Below are 18,097 nucleotides of genomic sequence, written 5' to 3'. Positions count from 1 at the left end.
GGGCCTATATGAAGGCCGCGATCCCGGCGCGTCGGGCGCGTCGCCTGCGCCCCGCCGCATCCGCTGCACGGAAGTCTACATGTTCGCCTTCTTCGAGAAGCTGGTCGACCCGTTCCCGTCGGGGCCGGCCGGCAGCCCGCCCGCCACCTTCTGGTCGTTCGTCTGGCACTATGCGCGCCCGGTCCGCTGGCTGCTCGTGGGCATGGCGGTGATGTCGGGCGTGATCGCCGTGATCGAGGTGTCGCTGTTCGGCTTCCTCGGATCCATCGTCGACTGGCTCTCGGCCGCCGACCCGCAGACGTTCCTGGCCGACGAGGGCTGGCGCCTCGCCGGCATGGCCGTCGTGATCCTGGTGCTGCTGCCGGGGCTGGCGCTCGTCGAGTCGCTGATCTCGTTCCAGGCGCTGTTCGGCAACCTGCCGATGCGCTTCCGCTGGAGCGCGCACAACTGGCTGCTCGACCAGACGCTCGGCTTCTTCCAGGACGAGTTCGCCGGCCGCGTCTCCACCAAGCTGATGCAGACGGCGCTCGCCGTGCGCGAGACGATCATGAAGTCGATCGACGTGTTCCTCTACGTCGCGGTCTACTTCACCGGCATCATCGTGCTCCTGGCCGCCGCCGACTGGCGCCTGATGTTGCCCTTCGCCGGCTGGCTGGTGCTCTACGTCGTGATGCTGCGCTACTTCATCCCGCGCCTGGGCGCCGTCGCGCAGGCCCAGGCCGACGCGCGCGCCGAGATGACCGGCCGCATCGTGGATGCCTATTCCAACATCGGCACGGTGAAGCTCTTCGCCCATACGCCGCGCGAGGTGACCTACGCGCAGGACGCGATGCGCCTGTTCCTGAAGCCGGTCTACGGACAAGGGCGGCTCATCACGCTGTTCTTCGTCAGCCTCCTCGCCCTCAACTCCGCGCTCCTCTTCGCCGTGGGGGCCATGGGCATCGGCCTCTGGATCAACGGGCTCGTGTCGGTCGGTGCGGTGGCGGTCGGGATCGGCCTCGTCCTGCGCCTCCACGGCATGGCGCAGTGGATCATGTGGGAGGTCTCGGCCCTGTTCGAGAACGTCGGCACCATCCGCGACGGCATCGCCACCTTCACCCGGCCGGTGGCCCTCACCGACGCGCGCGACGCCCGGCCGCTGGCGGTGCCAGAGGGCGAGGTCCGCTTCGAGCGGGTCTGCTTCGCCTACGGGTCGGCGCGCCCGCATCGCGCGGCGGGGCCGGTGGTGCAGGACTTCGATCTCACGATCGCTCCCGGCGAGAAGATCGGCCTTGTCGGCCGCTCGGGCGCCGGCAAGTCGACGCTGCTCAACCTCCTTCTTCGCTTCTACGACGTCCAGTCCGGCCGCATCCTGATCGATGGGCAGGACATTTCCGGCGTCACGCAGCACTCGCTGCGCGCCCATGTCGGTATGGTGACGCAGGACACCTCGCTGCTCCACCGCACCGTCCGCGAGAACATCCTCTACGGCCGTCCCGACGCGACCGACGAGGAGGTCCGCCATGCGCTGCGGCGCGCCGAGGCGGAGGAGTTCGTGGATGCGCTGGTCGACCGCGAGGGCCGGCGAGGCCTTGACGCGGAGGTCGGCGAGCGGGGCGTCAAGCTTTCGGGCGGCCAGCGCCAGCGCATCGCCATCGCACGCGTGATGTTGAAGGATGCGCCGATCCTGCTCCTGGACGAGGCGACCTCGGCGCTGGACTCCGAGGTCGAGGCGGCCATCGCCGAGAACCTCTATCGCCTGATGGAGGGCAAGACGGTGATCGCCGTGGCGCACCGCCTGTCCACCATCGCCGCGCTGGACCGGCTGGTGGTGCTCGATCGTGGCCGCATCCTGGAGGAGGGCCCACACGCGGAGCTGATCGCGCAGGGCGGCCTCTACGCGGACCTGTGGCGGCGTCAGGTCGGCGGCTTCCTGGATGCCGGCGAGGGCGAGGCGGCATTGGTGGAACGGGCGCGCGCGGCGGAATGATCGACCGGCTGCTGCGCCGCTTCGAGCGCGTCATCGATCCCTATGGCGACGTGGAGGCCGGCGATGCCGAGCCTCGCCGCGTCGGCGCCCTGCCGCCGCTGCCGCGCGAGACCAACCGCTTCATCTGGCATTTCGCGCGCGAGGCGAAGTGGCCGTTCCTCGCGCTCCTGGTCACCGGTGGCCTGACCGGCGGGGTGGACGCGCTGCTCTACGCGGCCGTCGGCTGGGTGGTGGATGCCTTGGGGTCGTCCTCGCCCGCGACGCTGGTGGCCGACCATTTCTGGCTGCTCGCGATCCTGGCGGCCTCCACCCTCCTGGTGCGCACGCTGGTGCTCTTCGCCGCTTCCGTCCTGGAGCAGCAGGTCATCGTGCCCTCGCTCTACAACCGTATCCGCTGGCAGTCGTACCGCCGCCTGATGGACCAGTCCTACACGTTCTTCCAGAACGACTTCGCCGGCCGCGTCGCGCAGAAGGTGCAGCAGGTGGGCGAGGCGACGGGCGACTTCATCGTCACCACGCTCCAGACCTTCTGGAGCTTCGTCACCTTCGCGGTCCTGACGGTGGCGATCCTCGGCGCGATGGATCCCTGGATGGGGCTCGTGCTCCTGGTCTGGGCGGCCGGATACGGCTGGATCGTGCGCACCCTCCTGCCGCGCATCCGCCGCGCCGGGCGCGAGAGCGCGGAGGCGCGCTCGGTGATGTCGGGCCGCGTGGTGGACAGCTTCACCAACATCCTGGCGGTGAAGCTCTTCGATCCCGGCCGGCGGCAGGACGCCTTCGTGCTGGACGGCTTCCGGCGCTTCGTGGACGCGATCCGCGCGACGACGCGCGCGATCACGGCGGTGCGCACCGCCGTGGCCGTGCTCAACGGCTTCATGATGACGGCGATCGGCGCCCTGGCGCTCCACTCCTGGACCGCGGGCACCACCACCACCGGCGACGTCGCCACCGCGCTCGGCCTCGTGCTGCGGCTCAACCAGATGAGCGGCTGGATGATGTTCAACATCAACGGCCTGGTGCGCAACTACGGCACGGTGCAGGACGCTGTGGCGACCGTCTCGGCCCAGCCGGCGCTGGTGGACCGGCCGGACGCGGCGCCGATCCGCCCCGCCGGCGGCGCGGTGGAATTTCGCGACGTGACCTTCCACTACGGCAAGGGTGCGGGGGTGATCGAGAACTTCTCGCTCGCGATCCGCCCCGGCGAGAAGGTCGGGCTGGTGGGCCGCTCGGGAGCCGGAAAGACGACGCTGGTGAACCTCCTGCTGCGACTCTACGACGTGGAGAAGGGAACGATCCTCCTCGACGGGCAGGACATCGCGGGCGTGACGCAGACCTCGCTGCGCAACGAGATCGGCGTCGTCACCCAGGACACCTCGCTGTTTCATCGTTCGATCCGCGACAACATCGCCTACGGTCGGCCGGAGGCGGGCGAGGACGAGATCCTGTCCGCCGCCCGGCGCGCCGACGCGCTCGGCTTCATCGGCACGGTGCGCGACCCGAACGGACGCGTCGGGCTCGACGCCTATGTGGGCGAGCGGGGCGTCAAGCTGTCGGGCGGCCAGCGCCAGCGCATCGCCATTGCCCGCGTGTTCCTTAAGAACGCGCCGGTGCTGGTGCTCGACGAGGCGACCTCGGCGCTGGATTCGGAGGTCGAGGCGGCGATCCAGGACAATCTGGAAGGGATGATGGAGGGGCGGACGGTGATCGCCATCGCCCATCGCCTGTCCACCATCGCGCAGCTCGACCGCTTGGTGGTGATCGACGCGGGGCGCATCGTGGAGGAGGGGACGCATGCCGAGCTGGTGCGTCGCGGCGGCCTCTACGCGGGGCTCTGGCGGCGCCAGTCGGGCGGCTTTCTCCCCGCCGCCGCCGAGTAGGGGCGCCCGTCCGGGGCGGGGCGTGTTCATCGAGCGACATAACCGCCCGAACCGCCGCCACAGTCTGGACAAGTTCCAAGTGGGCGCTTAGAAATCGCGGCCGAAACGGCTCTAGGGGAGGGCGCGGTCGCTCCGGCGCTCGGTGTGCTCCGCGAGGTCGTGATGGGACTGAGGCAGACGCGCCGCATCGGCGTGCCGGCCCTGAAGGAGCGCATTTCTTCCGTGAGCGTCGATCACAGCAGCGAACCCACACGCCGGGATTTTCTCTACATCGCGACGGGGGCGGCCGGCGTCGTCGGTGCCGCCGCGGCGGTCTGGCCGTTCATCGATCAGATGAACCCCGACGCCGCGACGCTCGCGCTCGCGCAGGTCGATGTCGACATCAGCCAGATCGCGGCCGGCCAGTCGATCACCGCCAAGTGGCGCGGCAAGCCGATCTTCATCCGGCAGCGCACGCCCAAGGAGATCGAGGAGGGCAAGGCCGTCGATCTGTCCGCGCTCAAGGACCCGATCGCGCGCAACGCCAACCTGCCGGGCGACGCGCCCGCCACCGACGTCAACCGCGCTGCCGAAGGCCAGGAGCAGTGGCTCGTGATGGTGGGCGTATGCACCCATCTCGGCTGCGTGCCGCTCGGCCAGTCCGGCGACTACGACGGCTGGTACTGCCCATGCCACGGCTCGCACTACGACACGGCCGGCCGTATCCGGAAGGGGCCGGCGCCGGAGAACATGGCGGTGCCGCTCTACACCTTCCCCAATCCCACCACCGTCCGCATCGGCTGAGGCAAGAGGCACAAAGAACATGAGTGGTCCTTCGTCCTACGTGCCGACCAGCGGCGTCATGCGCTGGCTCGACGCCCGCCTGCCGCTCCCCCGGCTCCTCTACGATTCGTTCGTGGCCTTTCCGGTGCCGCGCAACCTGAGCTACGCCTATACGTTCGGCGGCATCCTGGCGCTGTTCCTCGGCATCCAGATCCTGACCGGCGTCGTCCTGGCCATGCACTATGCGGCCAATTCCGGCATCGCCTTCCAGTCCGTCGAGAGCATCGTGCGCGACGTGAACTGGGGCTGGCTGCTGCGCTACATGCACGCCAACGGCGCCTCCTTCTTCTTCATCGCCGTCTACGTCCACATCTTCCGCGGCCTCTACTACGGCTCCTACAAGGCGCCGCGCGAGATCATGTGGATCCTCGGCGTCGTGATCTTCCTGCTGATGATGGCCACCGCCTTCATGGGCTACGTCCTGCCCTGGGGCCAGATGTCCTTCTGGGGCGCCACGGTGATCACCGGCTTCTTCACCGCCTTCCCGGGCATCGGCGGCCCGATCCAGACGCTGCTGCTCGGCGGCTTCGCGGTGGACAATGCGACGCTCAACCGCTTCTTCGCGCTGCACTACCTGCTGCCCTTCATGATCGCGGGCGTCGTGATCCTGCACATCTGGGCGCTGCACGTGGTGGGCCAGACCAACCCGACCGGCGTCGAGATCAAGTCGTCCAAGGACACCGTGCCCTTCACGCCGCACGCGACCATCAAGGACGGGTTCGCGATGGTCGTGTTCCTGGCCTTCTTCTCGTACTTCGTCTTCTACATGCCGAACTACATGGGCCACCCGGACAACTACATTCCGGCCAACCCGCTGCAGACGCCCGCCCACATCGTCCCGGAATGGTACTTCCTGCCGTTCTACGCGATGCTGCGCGCCATCACCTTCAACATCGGACCGATCGATTCCAAGCTCGGCGGCGTGCTGGTGATGTTCGGGTCGATCATCATCCTGTTCTTCCTGCCCTGGCTCGACACGAGCCGCGTCCGCTCCACGAGCTACCGGCCGATCTACAAGATCTTCTTCTGGGTCTTCGCGGCCAACGCCGTGGTCCTCGGCTGGCTCGGCTCGCGCCCGGCGGAGGGCATCTATCCGACCCTGTCGCTGATCGGCACGATCTACTACTTCGCGCACTTCCTGATCGTCCTGCCGGTGCTCGGTCTGATCGAGACGCCGCGGAAGCTGCCGAACTCGATCACGGAGGCGGTGCTGGCCAAGCACGGCGCCGCGCGCGGGGTGCCCGCCGGGGCCGCCGCCTCTCCCGAAACCAAAGGCTGACGAAGCGACCCATGGACCTTGCAATGAGAAAGCTTCTTCCAGCCCTTCTGGCCGCCGGCGTGGTGCTGACGCCGGTGCTCGGCCGGGCGCAGGAGCCGGCGGCTCCCGCCGGCCAGGTCGAGGGTGCCGCTCCGGGGGCTGCGCCGGAATCGGGCAGCGGCGGCGAGGCCGCGACCGGGGCCGAAGGCGAGCACGCCGCTTCGCATACCCCGCACTACCCGCTCAAGAAGCCGGCCGAGCTCTCCTGGAGCTTCGCCGGACCGTTCGGGCACTGGGACCTCGGGCAGCTTCAGCGCGGCCTGAAGGTCTACAAGGAAGTCTGCTCGAACTGCCATTCGATGAACCTGGTGTCCTTCCGGAACTTCGGGGCTCTCGGCTACAGCGACGAGCAGGTCCGCGCGCTCGCGGCCGAGTACCAGATCACCGATCCGGCGCCCAACGCGCAGGGCGAGATGTTCCAGCGGCCGGGCATCCCGTCCGATCGGCTGCCGTCTCCCTTCCCGAACCCGGAGGCGGCCGCCGCCGCGCTCGGCGGGGCCCATCCGCCGGACCTGTCGCTGATCGCCAAGGCGCGCTCGGTGGAACGCGGCTTCCCGCGCTTCCTGTTCGACATCCTACCCTGGAGCCAGTACGCCGAAGGCGGACCGGACTACATCCACGCGCTGCTGACCGGCTACGAGGATGCGCCCGCCGACGTGACCATCCAGCCGGGCACCTACTACAACCCGCACTTCATCTCCGGTCCCGCCCTCGCGATGGCCCCGCCGCTCAGCGAAGGTCAGGTGACCTACGACGACGGCGCGCCTCAGACGTTGGAGCAGTACTCGCGTGACGTGTCCGCCTTCCTGATGTGGGCGGCCGAGCCCCACCTCGTGGAACGCAAGGCGACGGGTTTCGTGGTGATGATCTTCCTGATCGGCTTCGCGATCATGCTGTATCTCGTCAAGCGACGCGTGTGGGCCGACACGCCGCACTGAGCGACGACCCGTAACGTATGCAGAAAAAGGGGCCTCCGGGCCCCTTTTTCTTGCCGAACTTGCGCCGGAGCGCATCCCACGGTTGAGGGAACCTTCACTTTTGCTGGGATAGGCTTCGGTAATTTCAAGGGGATCGCGATGTTCCGGCTTCCGTCACTCGATCTCATTCGCATCAGCTCGATCATCGCCCTGGCGTCGAGCATGATCATCGGATCGATCGCTCTACGCGGAGTGCTGGATCAGTATCAACGCGCCGGAGCCTCGCTGGTCGAACTGCAGCTCTTCGAGCTCGCCACCGCGGCCGCGACGGCGATCACCAAGGAGCGGCGCCCGCTGGAGCTCGCCCTCAGCGTCGACCCCGAGGACGCCGGCGATCTTCAGACCGAGCTGAAGGCTGCACGCAACGATGCCGACCGCGCCATCGCGCGCTTCCGCGCGCGCGTCGAAGCCGAGAAGCTGCAGGAGGGGATGAACTTCAACTTCCTGACCGCCCTCCTGCGCGAGGAGCGGCGCGGGGCGGACGCGCTGCTGGCGCTGCCGCTGGAGGCGCGGCAAGTGTCGCTCCAACTTCGCGTCGCGCGGGGCATGTCCGCGATCTCGCAAGCCTATGTTCCGTTCGTGGACAAGGCGGCGCAACGCGTGATCGAGGCCGACGAAAGCCTCGCGGGGCGAGTCAACGTTGCGCGCCTGCTCGGTGCGCTCTACGAGTCGGCGACGCGGCTTCCCTCCGAGGTGATGCCCGCGCTCAAGCGGTCCGAGGTGATCCCCCCGGAGGCGGTGATGACCAGCATGCGCGTCCAGCAACGCATTCTGGCCCTTTGGGACGTCGGCGTCTCACAGCTCGAGTTCGGGTTCGATTCGCCGCAGCTGAGGCAGGCGCACGAGGACATCCGCGCGATCTATTTCGGCAAGGGTTTCCCGTTCCTCACGCGCGCCATTGAGACCTATTCCCGCCGGCCGCTCAACGCGACCGAGCGGGGCGATCGGATTTCGGAGGTCTACGCGCCCACCACCCTGCCGATCCTGCGCATGCGGAACCTCTACGTCGACGCGATGATGAAGGAGGCCGTGGCGATCCAGGAGTCGACGCTGCTGCAGATGAAGCTGGTGGTCTTCCTGACCGGCCTCATCCTGGTGATGACGGCGATCGCCACCTGGGTCCTGTATCGCCAGATGCTTCGGCCGCTGTTTGGCTTGCGGGACCAGATCCTCGCCCTTTGCGAGCGGCGGCCGCTGAGCCGCCGGCGCTACGAAGGCTCCGTCCTCGCCGTGAGAAGCCTCTACAAGGCGCTGGAAACGCTGGAGACGCGGGACCATCAGCGTATGGTCCTCGAGCAGGAGCGCGCCGAACTGGCGGAGAAGCTGCGCACCCTGTCGGAAACGGACGAACTGACCGGCCTGCCCAACCGGCGCGGCCTCTTCGCCCGGCTCGACGGACTCGGCGAACAGGGGCGCGACTATGTCGCCATCCTCGGCGACATCGACCACTTCAAGGCCGTCAACGACACCTACGGGCACGGTCCGGGCGACGAGGTCCTTGCCGCCTTCTCGGCCTGCCTTCGCAAGAGGGCGGGCGAGGACATCGTGGTCGCGCGATACGGCGGCGAGGAGTTCGCGATCGTGGTGCGGTCCGACGGGCTGGAGATGGCGCTCGCCTTCGCGGAGGAGCTGCGTGGCGAAGTGGAGGGCCTCGCGGTGCGCACCACGGCCGGGACGATCCGCATCACGGCAAGCTTCGGGCTGGCGCACCAGGGCGGCCCGGTCGCGTCCTGGCAGGCGCTGTTCAGCATCGCCGACCGGGCGCTCTACGACGCCAAGGCGGCGGGGCGGAACCGCGTGCGCCTCAGCAACGCGACGCTGGCGACGCTCGGGCCTGCCGCGCAGCCCGGCGGCGGCACCGCCGCTAGGCGGGACGAGGCCGCGGCCTGACCGGGGCGGACTCGGCCGCCGGGTGCGACCTCAGACGTTGAACTTGAACAGCATCACGTCGCCGTCCTGGACGACGTATTCCTTGCCCTCGTCGCGCGCCTTGCCGGCCTCCTTGGCCGCCACCTCGCCCCCCAGCGACACGAAGTCGTCGTAGGCGATGGTCTGGGCCCGGATGAAGCCCTTCTCGAAATCGGTATGGATCACGCCGGCCGCCTGCGGTGCCTTCGCGCCGCGCTTCACGGTCCAGGCGCGCGTTTCCTTCGGCCCCACCGTGAAATAGGTGATGAGGTCGAGCAGCGCATAGCCCTCGCGGATCAGCCGGTCGAGGCCCGGCTCGCTGAGCCCCATCGCCTCCAGGTATTCGCCGACCTCGTCCTCGCCGAGCTGGGCGATCTCCGCCTCGATCGCGGCCGAGATCACGACGCTGCGCGCGCCCTGGCGGGCCGCCATGTCGGCGACCGCCTGCGAATGCGCGTTGCCGGTGGCCGCGTCGCCTTCCGCGACGTTGCAGACGTAGAGCACGGGCTTGGAGGTCAGGAGGTTGAGGTTGCGGAGCTGCTGGCGCTCCTCGGCGTCGAGCGTCGGCAGGAGGGTGCGTGCGGCCTCGCCGTTCTGCAGCCGCGCCAGCGCCCCCTCCATCACCGGAAGCTGCGCCAGGGATTCCTTGTCCTTCCCTTGCGCCTTCTTGCGCACGCCGACGATGCGGCGCTCCAGGCTCTCGAGGTCGGAGAGCATGAGCTCGGTCTCCACCGTCTCCGCGTCCGCCGCGGGATCGATGCGGCCCTCGACATGGGTGATGTCGTCGTCTTCGAAGCAGCGCAGCACGTGGACGATCGCATCCACCTCGCGGATGTTGGCGAGGAACTGGTTGCCGAGCCCCTCGCCCTTGGAGGCGCCGCGCACGAGGCCCGCGATGTCCACGAAGGTGATCCGGGTCGGGATGATCTGCGCCGACTTGCCGATCTTGGCGATGGGCGCCATGCGCGGATCGGGCACGCCGACATCGCCGGTGTTGGGCTCGATCGTGCAGAACGGGTAGTTCGCGGCCTGGGCGGCGGCGGTCTTGGTCAGCGCGTTGAAGAGGGTGGACTTGCCGACGTTGGGAAGTCCGACGATGCCGCAGCGAAAGCCCATGGAATCTCTTGCCTGTGTCTGGTGGATGCGGGCCGGCCCGTCCGGGCGCCCGAGGGAAGGGAAGGGGAGGGTGGGATCAGGTCGTGTCGCCGCCGCCCAGGAGCCGGCGCAGCATGCCAGCCATCGGGCCGCTCGCAGGCGGCGAGGGGGGCTGGCTCCCGCGTGCCTGACGCACGTGGCTCTCGCCGCTGGCCGCCTTCGCGGCGCCCCGGGCGCCGCTCGGCTCCTGCACGCCGCCGGTCGCCAGCGTCACCTTGTTCATGAACACGGCGTCCTCGCCCCGGGCGAGCGTGTCGGCGTTGCGCGCCACAGCCTCCAGCATCGGCTCCAGCCAGTCGCGGTCCGCCTTGGCGAAGTCGCCGAGGACATGCGGGTTGACGCGCTCCTTGGCGCCGGGATGCCCGATGCCGAGGCGCACGCGCCGGTACTCCTTGCCGAGATGGGCGTCGATGGAGCGCAGCCCGTTGTGGCCGCCGTGGCCGCCGCCGGTCTTCACGCGCAGCTTGCCCGGCGGAAGATCCAGCTCGTCGTGGAACACCACGATCCGGTCCGGGGAGATCCGGTAGAAGCTCGCCGCGGCCTGAACCGAGCGGCCGCTGTCGTTCATGAAGGTCTGCGGCTTCAGGAGGAGGACCTTCTCGCCCGCGACCTGCCCATCGGCGATCTCGCCGTGGAACTTCTTCGACCAGGGGGAGAAGCCAGGCGCGCGGGCGATCTCGTCCACGGCCATGAAGCCGATATTGTGCCGGTTTCCGGCATATTGCGCGCCGGGATTGCCCAGTCCCACCATGAGGAGCATGTGCCCGTCCTCCAGCGATCCGGGGCCGGCTCGCCGCCGGTCCCGTCATGCGCGATGCGGCGGACGGGCCGAAGCCCGCCCGCCGCGGGTCGATCAGTTGCCGGACTTCGGCTCGTCCTCGGCCTTGTCGTCGGTCTGCTCGATGACCTCGGTCTCCGGCGTCTCGGCGTCGAGCTCGTCGGTCTCCTCGGCCATCGGCGGGACGATCGTGGCGATCACGAAATCCTCGTCGCTGGTGAGGCGCACGCCCTTGCCGAGGCTCAGGTTCGAGGCATGCAGCGCGTCGCCGATGTCGAGGCCGGTCAGGTCGAGCGTGAAGCCCTCCGGGATCGCCTGCGCGGCGCACACGACCTCGATGTCGTGGTGCACGACGTTGAGCGAGCCGTCCTTGGCCTTGATGCCGGGCGCTGCGTCCTCGTTCTCGAAGTGCACCGGGATGCGCACCGTGACTTCCGTGCGGTCCGAGACGCGCAGGTAGTCGACGTGGACCAGCGTGTCCTTGACGACGTCGAGCTGGTAGTCCTTGGGGAGGACCTTGATCTGCTTACCGCCGACGTCGACCGTGATGACCGTGGTCAGGAAGCCGCCCGCGTGCAGCTTCAGGAAGGTCTCCTTGTAAGGGACCGCGATCGGCAGGGGCTCCTGCTTGTCGCCGTAGATGACGGCGGGCACCAGTCCGTTGCGACGGAGATGCCTGGCGGCCCCCTTGCCGACCTTCTCGCGCGCTTCGGCCTTGACCGTGTAGCTCTCGCTCATGGTTTCAATCCTTGTTTCGTTCAGAGGATGCCGGACCGGCCAAGCCTTGCGCCGGAACGACGAAAAGCGGCCGCGAGGCCGCTTCACGCCCGCGCTGCCTCCAAGGGTGTCCGCGCGGGCGGCTTGGCTATAGCCTCGCGGCCGGCAAAGGGCAAGCCGAGGGGAAAGACCGCATGCGCCGCCTCACCGCGATCGGCTTCGACGCCGACGACACGCTCTGGGAGAACGAGACCCGCTTCCGGCTGACGCAGGAGCGGTTCCAGGCCCTGCTGGCGCCCCATGCCGACGCCGAGGCCGTTTCGCGCCGGCTTCTGGAGACCGAGCGGCGCAACCTCGCCGCCTACGGGTTCGGCGTGAAGGGGTTCACCCTGTCCCTGATCGAGACCGCGATCGAGATCACGGACGGGCGCGTCGGGGCCGGCGAGATCGCGCGCATCCTCGCCGAGGGGCGTGCCATGCTGGACCATCCGGTGGAACTGCTGCCCGGCGCGCGGGCGGCGGTGGAGCGCCTGTCCGGCCGCTTCCGGCTGATCCTCGTCACCAAGGGCGACCTGTTCGATCAGGAGCGCAAGCTCGCCGCCTCGGGCCTCGGCGACCTGTTCGACGCCGTGGAGATCGTCTCCGACAAGTCGGCCGCGGTCTACCGGCGCGTCTTCGCGCGCCATGCCGACGGCGCCGAGCGGGCGGCGATGATCGGCAATTCGCTGCGCTCGGACGTCCTGCCCGCGCTGGAGGCCGGAGCCTGGGGCGTCCACGTGCCCCATGCGCTGACATGGGAGTACGAGCGGGCCGAGGCGCCGCGGGGGCATCCGCGCTTTCGCGCCATCCCCTCGCTCGACGGGCTGGAGGCGGTTCTGGCCGAGATCGGCTGAACGGTCAGTCGAACAGCGAGGACACCGACTGTTCGGTCGTGGTGCGCGAGATCGCCTCTCCCAGAAGCGTCGCGGTGCTGATCACGCGGATGTTTCGCGCCTCGCGGATCGCCTTGGTGGGCTCGATGGAATCGGTGATCACCAGTTCCTCGATCGACGAGGCGGCGATGCGCGACACCGCGCCGCCCGACAGCACGCCATGGGTGATGTAGGCGCGCACGCCCTTGGCGCCCGCCGCCATCAGTGCGTCGGCCGCGTTGCACAGCGTGCCGCCCGAATCGATGATGTCGTCGATCAGGATGCAGTGCCGGCCCTCGACGTCGCCGATGATGTTCATCACCTCGGACTCGCCCGGCTTCTCGCGCCGCTTGTCGACGATGGCGAGCGGCGCGTCGATGCGCTTGGCGAGCGCGCGGGCGCGCACCACGCCGCCGACGTCGGGCGAGACCACCATCACGCGGTCGGTCTCGAGGTGCTCCTTGATGTCGCGCGCCAGGAGCGGCACCGCGAAGAGGTTGTCGGTCGGGATGTCGAAGAAGCCCTGGATCTGCCCGGCATGGAGATCCATCGTCATCACGCGGTCGGCGCCGGCGCGGGTGATGAGGTTGGCCACGAGCTTCGCCGAGATCGGCGTGCGCCCGCCCGCCTTCCGGTCCTGGCGGGCGTAGCCGAAGTAGGGCAGCACGGCCGTGATGCGGCGGGCCGAGGCCCGGCGCAGCGCGTCCATGATGATGAGAAGCTCCATCAGGTGGTCGTTGGCCGGGTAGGACGTCGACTGGATCACGAAGCAATCCTCGCCGCGTACGTTCTCCTGGATCTCGACGAAGATCTCCTGGTCGGCGAAGCGGCGCACCGAGGCCATGCCGAGGGGAAGCTCCAGGTAGCGCCCGATCGCTTCGGCCAGAGTGCGGTTGGAGTTGCCGACAAAGAGTTTCATGGCGGTCCGCTTCGATCCGTCAACGGGGCTTGCCGGGCCTCGTGACGGAGGGGCCGGTCGCATGGCCGGGCTCTTAACAAGATGGTGGAAAGATTCAAGGTTGCGCCGCGGGAAAGGACGCCGTGCGGTTAAGGCGCGCCGCCCGGCGTCATCCCGTCGCCTTGAGCTCGATCGGCAGCCGCGACAGGGATTCCGGCGCGTCCTCGGTGGTGAGGTAGGTCTGGCCGAGGCACATGGCCGCCCCGCTGTCGGAATCCATAATGATCATGTGGGCAAACAGCGTCATGTTCGGCCGGATCGGCTCGGCGTTGCCCGAGACGAACATCTGCGGGTCCATCCAGGACGGGGCGAAGCGCGCGCCCACCGAATAGCCGCAGGCGGCGAGGCGATGGCGCACGAGGTCGTGGCTTTCCATCACGCGGGCATGGGCGTCGAACACGTCGCCGAAGGTCTGGCCGGGGCGCATGGCGCCCTCCACCGCCTTGAGCGCCTCGGCGCCCGCCTCGAACAGTTCCTCGTGGCGCATCAGCGGGCGACCGACGATCACGGTGCGCATCAGCGGCGCGTGGTACTGCGCCTTGACGCCGGACCACTCCACCGTGAGCTGATCCTGCGCCGAAAGCGCGCGGCGGCCGGACTTGTAGCGGCACAGAAGCGCATCCTCGGCCGAGCCGAGGATGAAGGGGTTGGCCGGGTAGTCGCCGCCCTTGAGCAGGATGTCGCCCTGCAGCGCGTGGAGCAGCGCCCCCTCGTCGGCGCCCTCGCGCACCAGCGGCCACATCGCCTCGAAGGCCTCGTCGCCGAGCCGGGCGGCCTCGCGCGCGTAGCCGATCTCCGCCTCGCTCTTGACGACGCGCAGCGAGGGAACGAGGTCCGAGGCGTCGATCAGCGTGGCGAAGGCGCCGAGCTTCTCCTCCACCAGCTTGCCGTTCGCCGCCGTCAGCCCGTGCGTCGACCACTCGACCCCGACGCGCGCGCCCAGGAGGCCCATGTCGTCCATGATGTCGCGCAGCTCGATCGCCGGGTTGGCGCCGCCCCGGTCGCGCCACACCACGATCGTCTCGATGTTGGAGGTGGCGCGCGCCTGGCGCAGGTCGGCCGAGCGCGTCAACAGGCGCATCTCGCCGTCGGCCTTCACCACGAGGCACTGGAAGAAGCAGAAGCCGAACGTGTCGTAGCCCGTCAGCCAGTAGAGCGAGTCCTGTGCGAAGAGCATCATCGCGTCGAGCTTGCGCTCGGCCATCTCGGCGGTCAGACGCGCGCGGCGACGCTCGAATTCGTCAGGGGTGAAATGCAGCATCGGTGTCCTTGCGGCTTGTTCGGGGGCGGGCGGATCAGGCGAGGGCGATGGCCGAAAGCTGTCGCCCGTAGTCCGGCTCCCCGCGATGGGTGGTGCGGCGGAAGGAGAAGAAGGCGTCCTCCTCGCCATAGGTGCAGCGGCCGACGAAGCGGGCCGCCAGCCCCAGCCGCTCCAGGCGGGCGAGGATGAAGGCGGGCAGGTCGAACAGGCGCTTGTCCGGCGCCGCGCCCGGCGCGAAGAAGCGGGCGTTGCGCGCATCCTCGCGAAGGAACGTCTCGGCCATGTCGGCGCCGACCTCGTAGTTCGGCTGCGTGATGCACGGCCCGAGCACGGCTTGGATCCGGCCGCGCTCCGCGCCGAGGTTCTCCATGGTCTCGACCGTGCGCTCCAGGACGCCGCCCACGGCGCCGCGCCAGCCGGCGTGAGCCGCCGCGACGACGCCGGCCTCGGCGTCCGCGAACAGGATGGGTCCGCAGTCCGCCGTCACGACGCCGACCGCAAGCCCGCGCGTCGCGGTGACCACGGCGTCGGCCTTCGGCCGCTCGCCGCCGAAGGGGTCGGTGGCGACCACGGCGTCCGGCGAATGGGTCTGCCAGGGCGTGGCGAGCCGGGCGCCCTCCAGCCCCAGGAAGTGCACCGCCCGCCGCCGGTTCTCGTGCACCGCCTCGGGCGCGTCGTGCGAGCCGATGCCCGCGTTCAGCCCCCGGTAGAGGCCGGTCGAAACGCCGCCCACGCGGGTGAAGAAGGCGTGCGCCACGCGCTCGTCGCGCCGGAGGCCGGGGTCCTGGACGGTGTCGCCGTCGCGAAGGTGCGAGGCTGTGGAGAGGCGATGATCGAGCATGGCGGCGGATCGTGGGGGAGGGGGGAATCGAAGTCAATCGACCGGAGGCTGTGCGAAGGGCGGCAGGGCGAGGGGCGCGGAGGCCGCCCCGAACACCTGGAACAGCGCGCCCATCTCGCCCGGCCCGGTGCCCGCGAGGCGATGCGCGGCGGCGGTGATCGCCTGGCGCCCCTGCTCGTCCATCGGCGCCCCGAGGCGGCCGGCACGCTCGCGCAGCCCCATTCGGAGCAGGAAGTCGCCCTGGCGCGCGAGCCCGAAGCTGAGCGGCGCGGCGGCGGCCATGGCGCGCGCCACCTGCTCCCAGTCCACGTGGCTGGTGATGTCGGCCCGGCCCGGCGCGTCGAGCGGCGAGGCCGCGGCATGGCGGCGCAGCGCCTGGAGCGTGTCGCCGTGGGCCGAGCGGGCATGGCCGTAGTCGATCAGGAGCGCCGCCCCGCCGCGCGCGCCGATCGCGCCGGCCAGGGTGCCGCACAGGGCGTCGCGCTCCGGCGAGACCTCGAACACGGCGCCCGGGGCGGGCGGGGGCAGGGATGCGAGCACGGCCGGCACGCGTGGGGCGGGCGCTCCGTCGGCGAAGGCGAAGCCCCCCGCGTCGGCCGCCACCACGCGTCGCTCGCGCCATGCGCCGTCGCGGAAGACGAACTGGCGGATCGCCACGGCGTCCAGAAGCTCGTTGGCGACGAGGATCAGCGGCGCCTCGTCCAGTTCGCCGACCCGCCGGATCCGCCGCAGCGGCAGGTCGAACCGGGCGAGGCGTTCGGCCTGCGCGGCGGCCAGCCGGTCGCTGACCTCCACGAGGCGCACCCGCGCGGCCCGGAGGAAGGCGGGATCGAGCTGGCGCAGCGTGCGCAGCATGTCCGCCATCAGCGTGCCGCGCCCCGGCCCCGCCTCGGCGAACACGAAGGGGGCGGGGCGGCCGAGGCCGTCCCACGCCGCGAAGGCCCACGCCGCCAGGAGTTCGCCGAACATCTGGCTGATCTCGGGCGCGGTGGTGAAGTCGCCCCGCGCGCCGATCGGGTCGCGGCGCGTGTAGTAGCCTTCGGCGGGATCGAACAGCGCGAGGTTCCAGAACCGGTCGAGCCGCATGGGCCCCGATGCCGCGATCTCGGCGCGGATGCGCCCGTCGAGGTCGCTCACGCCGAGGCCGGCGTCTCGGCGGGACGGGGCTCGTAGGCGCGGGGCCGGGCCGTCGCGATGGCCCACAGGCCGATCAGCAGCATGGGCACGGACAGGACCATGCCCATCGTGAGCCAGCCGGTGCCCAGGAGGTAGCCGAGCTGGACGTCCGGCATGCGGAAGAATTCCACGAAGATGCGAGCGCAGCCGTAGAGCAGGATGAACGCCCCGCCGACGAGGCGCGGGCGGCCTAGCGCGCCGAAGCGGTGGGTCATGACGCGCAGGATCAGGAACAGGACGATGCCCTCGAGCCCCGCCTCGTAGAGCTGGCTCGGATGGCGCGGCTCCGGGCCGGCATGGGGAAACACCATGGCCCAGGGCACGCTGGTCGGCGCGCCCCAGAGCTCGCCGTTCACGAAGTTGGCGATGCGCCCGAAGAACAGGCCGAAGGGCACCGAGGCCGCCACCACGTCGATCAGGCTGAACAGCGGCACCTTGTGGGTGCGGCAGAACAGGATCATCGCCACCGTCACGCCGATCAGCCCGCCGTGGAACGACATCCCGCCCTCCCAGATGCGCAGCGCCGACAGCGGGTCGGCGACGACCCGGTCGAAGTCGTAGAACAGGATCGAGCCGATCCGCCCGCCCGCCACGATGCCGAGCGTGATCCAGACGATGAAGTCGTCGATGTCGGTCCGGGTGATCGGCGAGACGCCGTTCGGCCAAAGGCCCGGCGTGCCCGCGAGGTGGCGCCCGTAGAGCCAGCCGCACAGGATGCCCGCGACATAGGCCAGGCCGTACCAGCGCAGGGCGATGGGGCCGATCTGGAGGAACACCGGGTCGATGGCGGGATAGGTGAGGACGCCAAGGAGGGCTGAGGCAGTCATGACGTGGGTCCTTCCCCCGGAGCTTCGCGCGTCGGCGGGGATGTGCGCCGCCGGCCACGCGCGGTCAAGCCGCTCCATTGCCAAGGCGGGGTGGAGGGCCTACCTCGAAGGGGCCGAACCTGAAGGAGCGTAGCCATGACCGACCGAGGCCCGAACCGCATGCTGGACGAGTTCGCCCGCATGATGACCGACGCGGCCGGCGCGGCGCAGGGCGTGCGTCGCGAGATGGAGACGGTGTTCCGCTCGCAGGGCGAACGCTTCATCAACTCGATGGACCTCGTGCAGCGCGAGGAGTTCGAGGCCGTGCGCGAGATGGCGACGCGCGCCCGCGTCGAGAACGAAGCTCTGAAGAAGCGCGTCGCCGACCTCGAATCCCGCTTGTCCGGCACCTCCGAGCCCACGGTCTGAGGCTTTTCCACAGGCCTTGCACAGGTTTGTCACCGGCCCTTCGCGAAGGGCCGGATTCGGAAAAGCGTGGGCGCTGAATCCCTTAACGCTCCGGGATCCTGGCGGCGGGCGCGACCCGCCCCGGGCAAATCTTAAAATCCCGTTTCCGCCCCTGGCATCGCGACTCGGCGTCGATACACTGATTCCCAACGGTG

The 18,097-nt window shown here is 69.7% G+C and carries 16 protein-coding genes; 8 read left to right on the top strand and 8 right to left on the bottom strand.

Features of this window, described 5'->3' with window-relative positions; genetic code table 11:
* The first annotated feature begins 79 nt into the window (after positions 1-79).
* The 6 genes from D3218_RS07335 to D3218_RS07310 all read left to right on the top strand — a co-directional run bounded on the left by D3218_RS07335 (position 80) and on the right by D3218_RS07310 (position 8,853).
* Positions 80-1,969 carry an ABC transporter ATP-binding protein gene (locus D3218_RS07335; protein WP_119539240.1) on the top strand — a complete coding sequence of 630 codons (1,890 nt, stop codon included), beginning with the start codon at positions 80-82 and terminating at the stop codon, positions 1,967-1,969.
* Complete coding sequence (locus tag D3218_RS07330) at positions 1,966-3,846, top strand: ABC transporter ATP-binding protein (RefSeq protein ID WP_119539239.1); 1,881 nt, start codon at positions 1,966-1,968, stop codon at positions 3,844-3,846. The genes D3218_RS07335 and D3218_RS07330 overlap by 4 nt, the downstream gene beginning before the upstream one ends.
* A gap of 222 nt (positions 3,847-4,068) precedes the next feature.
* Positions 4,069-4,629: a ubiquinol-cytochrome c reductase iron-sulfur subunit gene (petA, locus tag D3218_RS07325; RefSeq protein ID WP_168990436.1), complete on the top strand. Its 561-nt coding sequence runs from the start codon at positions 4,069-4,071 to the stop codon at positions 4,627-4,629.
* Positions 4,630-4,648: 19 nt separating this feature from the next.
* Positions 4,649-5,947, top strand: a complete 1,299-nt coding sequence (locus D3218_RS07320; protein WP_119539238.1) for a cytochrome b — start codon at positions 4,649-4,651, stop codon at positions 5,945-5,947.
* Between the two features lie 23 nt (positions 5,948-5,970).
* Positions 5,971-6,924: a cytochrome c1 gene (locus tag D3218_RS07315; protein ID WP_119539237.1), complete on the top strand. Its 954-nt coding sequence runs from the start codon at positions 5,971-5,973 to the stop codon at positions 6,922-6,924.
* Positions 6,925-7,125: 201 nt separating this feature from the next.
* Positions 7,126-8,853, top strand: a complete 1,728-nt coding sequence (locus D3218_RS07310) for a GGDEF domain-containing protein (RefSeq protein ID WP_136625062.1) — start codon at positions 7,126-7,128, stop codon at positions 8,851-8,853.
* A gap of 30 nt (positions 8,854-8,883) precedes the next feature.
* On the opposite strand, the gene ychF is transcribed toward D3218_RS07310, so the two are convergent.
* From ychF to D3218_RS07295, 3 genes are all read right to left on the bottom strand, one after another.
* Positions 8,884-9,987: a redox-regulated ATPase YchF gene (ychF, locus tag D3218_RS07305; protein ID WP_119539235.1), complete on the bottom strand. Its 1,104-nt coding sequence runs from the start codon at positions 9,985-9,987 to the stop codon at positions 8,884-8,886.
* Positions 9,988-10,063: 76 nt separating this feature from the next.
* A complete protein-coding gene (gene pth / locus D3218_RS07300; RefSeq protein ID WP_119539234.1) occupies positions 10,064-10,786 on the bottom strand; it encodes an aminoacyl-tRNA hydrolase in 723 nt (240 codons plus the stop codon).
* Between the two features lie 93 nt (positions 10,787-10,879).
* A complete protein-coding gene (locus D3218_RS07295; RefSeq protein WP_119539233.1) occupies positions 10,880-11,542 on the bottom strand; it encodes a 50S ribosomal protein L25/general stress protein Ctc in 663 nt (220 codons plus the stop codon).
* A 173-nt stretch (positions 11,543-11,715) separates the two neighbouring features.
* Between D3218_RS07295 and D3218_RS07290 the strand changes: the two genes are divergently transcribed.
* On the top strand, positions 11,716-12,414 hold the full coding sequence (locus D3218_RS07290; protein ID WP_119539232.1) for an HAD family hydrolase: 699 nt from the start codon (positions 11,716-11,718) through the stop codon (positions 12,412-12,414).
* Positions 12,415-12,418: 4 nt separating this feature from the next.
* Here D3218_RS07290 and D3218_RS07285 read toward each other — a convergent pair whose 3' ends face one another.
* The 5 genes from D3218_RS07285 to lgt form a co-directional block, all read right to left on the bottom strand.
* Positions 12,419-13,351, bottom strand: coding sequence for a ribose-phosphate pyrophosphokinase (locus D3218_RS07285; protein ID WP_119539231.1), 933 nt, complete (start codon positions 13,349-13,351; stop codon positions 12,419-12,421).
* Between the two features lie 148 nt (positions 13,352-13,499).
* Positions 13,500-14,651 carry a M24 family metallopeptidase gene (locus tag D3218_RS07280; protein WP_119539230.1) on the bottom strand — a complete coding sequence of 384 codons (1,152 nt, stop codon included), beginning with the start codon at positions 14,649-14,651 and terminating at the stop codon, positions 13,500-13,502.
* Positions 14,652-14,685: 34 nt separating this feature from the next.
* The gene (gene pgeF / locus D3218_RS07275) at positions 14,686-15,492 is read right to left on the bottom strand and encodes a peptidoglycan editing factor PgeF (protein ID WP_119539229.1); all 807 of its coding nucleotides are present in this window, start codon (positions 15,490-15,492) and stop codon (positions 14,686-14,688) included.
* 33 nt (positions 15,493-15,525) lie between these two features.
* Positions 15,526-16,629 carry a class I SAM-dependent methyltransferase gene (locus D3218_RS07270; RefSeq protein WP_245414953.1) on the bottom strand — a complete coding sequence of 368 codons (1,104 nt, stop codon included), beginning with the start codon at positions 16,627-16,629 and terminating at the stop codon, positions 15,526-15,528.
* Positions 16,626-17,495: a prolipoprotein diacylglyceryl transferase gene (gene lgt / locus D3218_RS07265; protein ID WP_119539228.1), complete on the bottom strand. Its 870-nt coding sequence runs from the start codon at positions 17,493-17,495 to the stop codon at positions 16,626-16,628. The genes D3218_RS07270 and lgt overlap by 4 nt, the downstream gene beginning before the upstream one ends.
* A gap of 135 nt (positions 17,496-17,630) precedes the next feature.
* Here lgt and D3218_RS07260 point away from each other — a divergent pair, with 135 nt between their 5' ends.
* Complete coding sequence (locus D3218_RS07260; protein ID WP_119539227.1) at positions 17,631-17,903, top strand: accessory factor UbiK family protein; 273 nt, start codon at positions 17,631-17,633, stop codon at positions 17,901-17,903.
* Positions 17,904-18,097 lie beyond the last annotated feature (194 nt).

This window comes from Aureimonas flava, from assembly GCF_003583935.1.
Classification (GTDB): domain Bacteria; phylum Pseudomonadota; class Alphaproteobacteria; order Rhizobiales; family Rhizobiaceae; genus Aureimonas; species Aureimonas flava.
This window is presented reverse-complemented; position numbering and strand designations above follow the sequence as displayed.

What these genes read in the sequence shown, in the direction of transcription:
- ychF (WP_119539235.1), bottom strand. Translation starts at nt 9,987, where the DNA reads ATGGGCTTTCGCTGCGGCATCGTCGGACTTCCCAACGTCGGCAAGTCC.
- D3218_RS07310 (WP_136625062.1), top strand. Translation starts at nt 7,126, where the DNA reads ATGATCATCGGATCGATCGCTCTACGCGGAGTGCTGGATCAGTATCAA.
- D3218_RS07260 (WP_119539227.1), top strand. Translation starts at nt 17,631, where the DNA reads ATGACCGACCGAGGCCCGAACCGCATGCTGGACGAGTTCGCCCGCATG.
- D3218_RS07290 (WP_119539232.1), top strand. Translation starts at nt 11,716, where the DNA reads ATGCGCCGCCTCACCGCGATCGGCTTCGACGCCGACGACACGCTCTGG.
- D3218_RS07335 (WP_119539240.1), top strand. Translation starts at nt 80, where the DNA reads ATGTTCGCCTTCTTCGAGAAGCTGGTCGACCCGTTCCCGTCGGGGCCG.
- D3218_RS07315 (WP_119539237.1), top strand. Translation starts at nt 5,971, where the DNA reads ATGAGAAAGCTTCTTCCAGCCCTTCTGGCCGCCGGCGTGGTGCTGACG.
- D3218_RS07330 (WP_119539239.1), top strand. Translation starts at nt 1,966, where the DNA reads ATGATCGACCGGCTGCTGCGCCGCTTCGAGCGCGTCATCGATCCCTAT.
- D3218_RS07280 (WP_119539230.1), bottom strand. Translation starts at nt 14,651, where the DNA reads ATGCTGCATTTCACCCCTGACGAATTCGAGCGTCGCCGCGCGCGTCTG.
- pth (WP_119539234.1), bottom strand. Translation starts at nt 10,786, where the DNA reads ATGCTCCTCATGGTGGGACTGGGCAATCCCGGCGCGCAATATGCCGGA.
- D3218_RS07295 (WP_119539233.1), bottom strand. Translation starts at nt 11,542, where the DNA reads ATGAGCGAGAGCTACACGGTCAAGGCCGAAGCGCGCGAGAAGGTCGGC.
- D3218_RS07320 (WP_119539238.1), top strand. Translation starts at nt 4,649, where the DNA reads ATGAGTGGTCCTTCGTCCTACGTGCCGACCAGCGGCGTCATGCGCTGG.
- lgt (WP_119539228.1), bottom strand. Translation starts at nt 17,495, where the DNA reads ATGACTGCCTCAGCCCTCCTTGGCGTCCTCACCTATCCCGCCATCGAC.
- D3218_RS07285 (WP_119539231.1), bottom strand. Translation starts at nt 13,351, where the DNA reads ATGAAACTCTTTGTCGGCAACTCCAACCGCACTCTGGCCGAAGCGATC.
- pgeF (WP_119539229.1), bottom strand. Translation starts at nt 15,492, where the DNA reads ATGCTCGATCATCGCCTCTCCACAGCCTCGCACCTTCGCGACGGCGAC.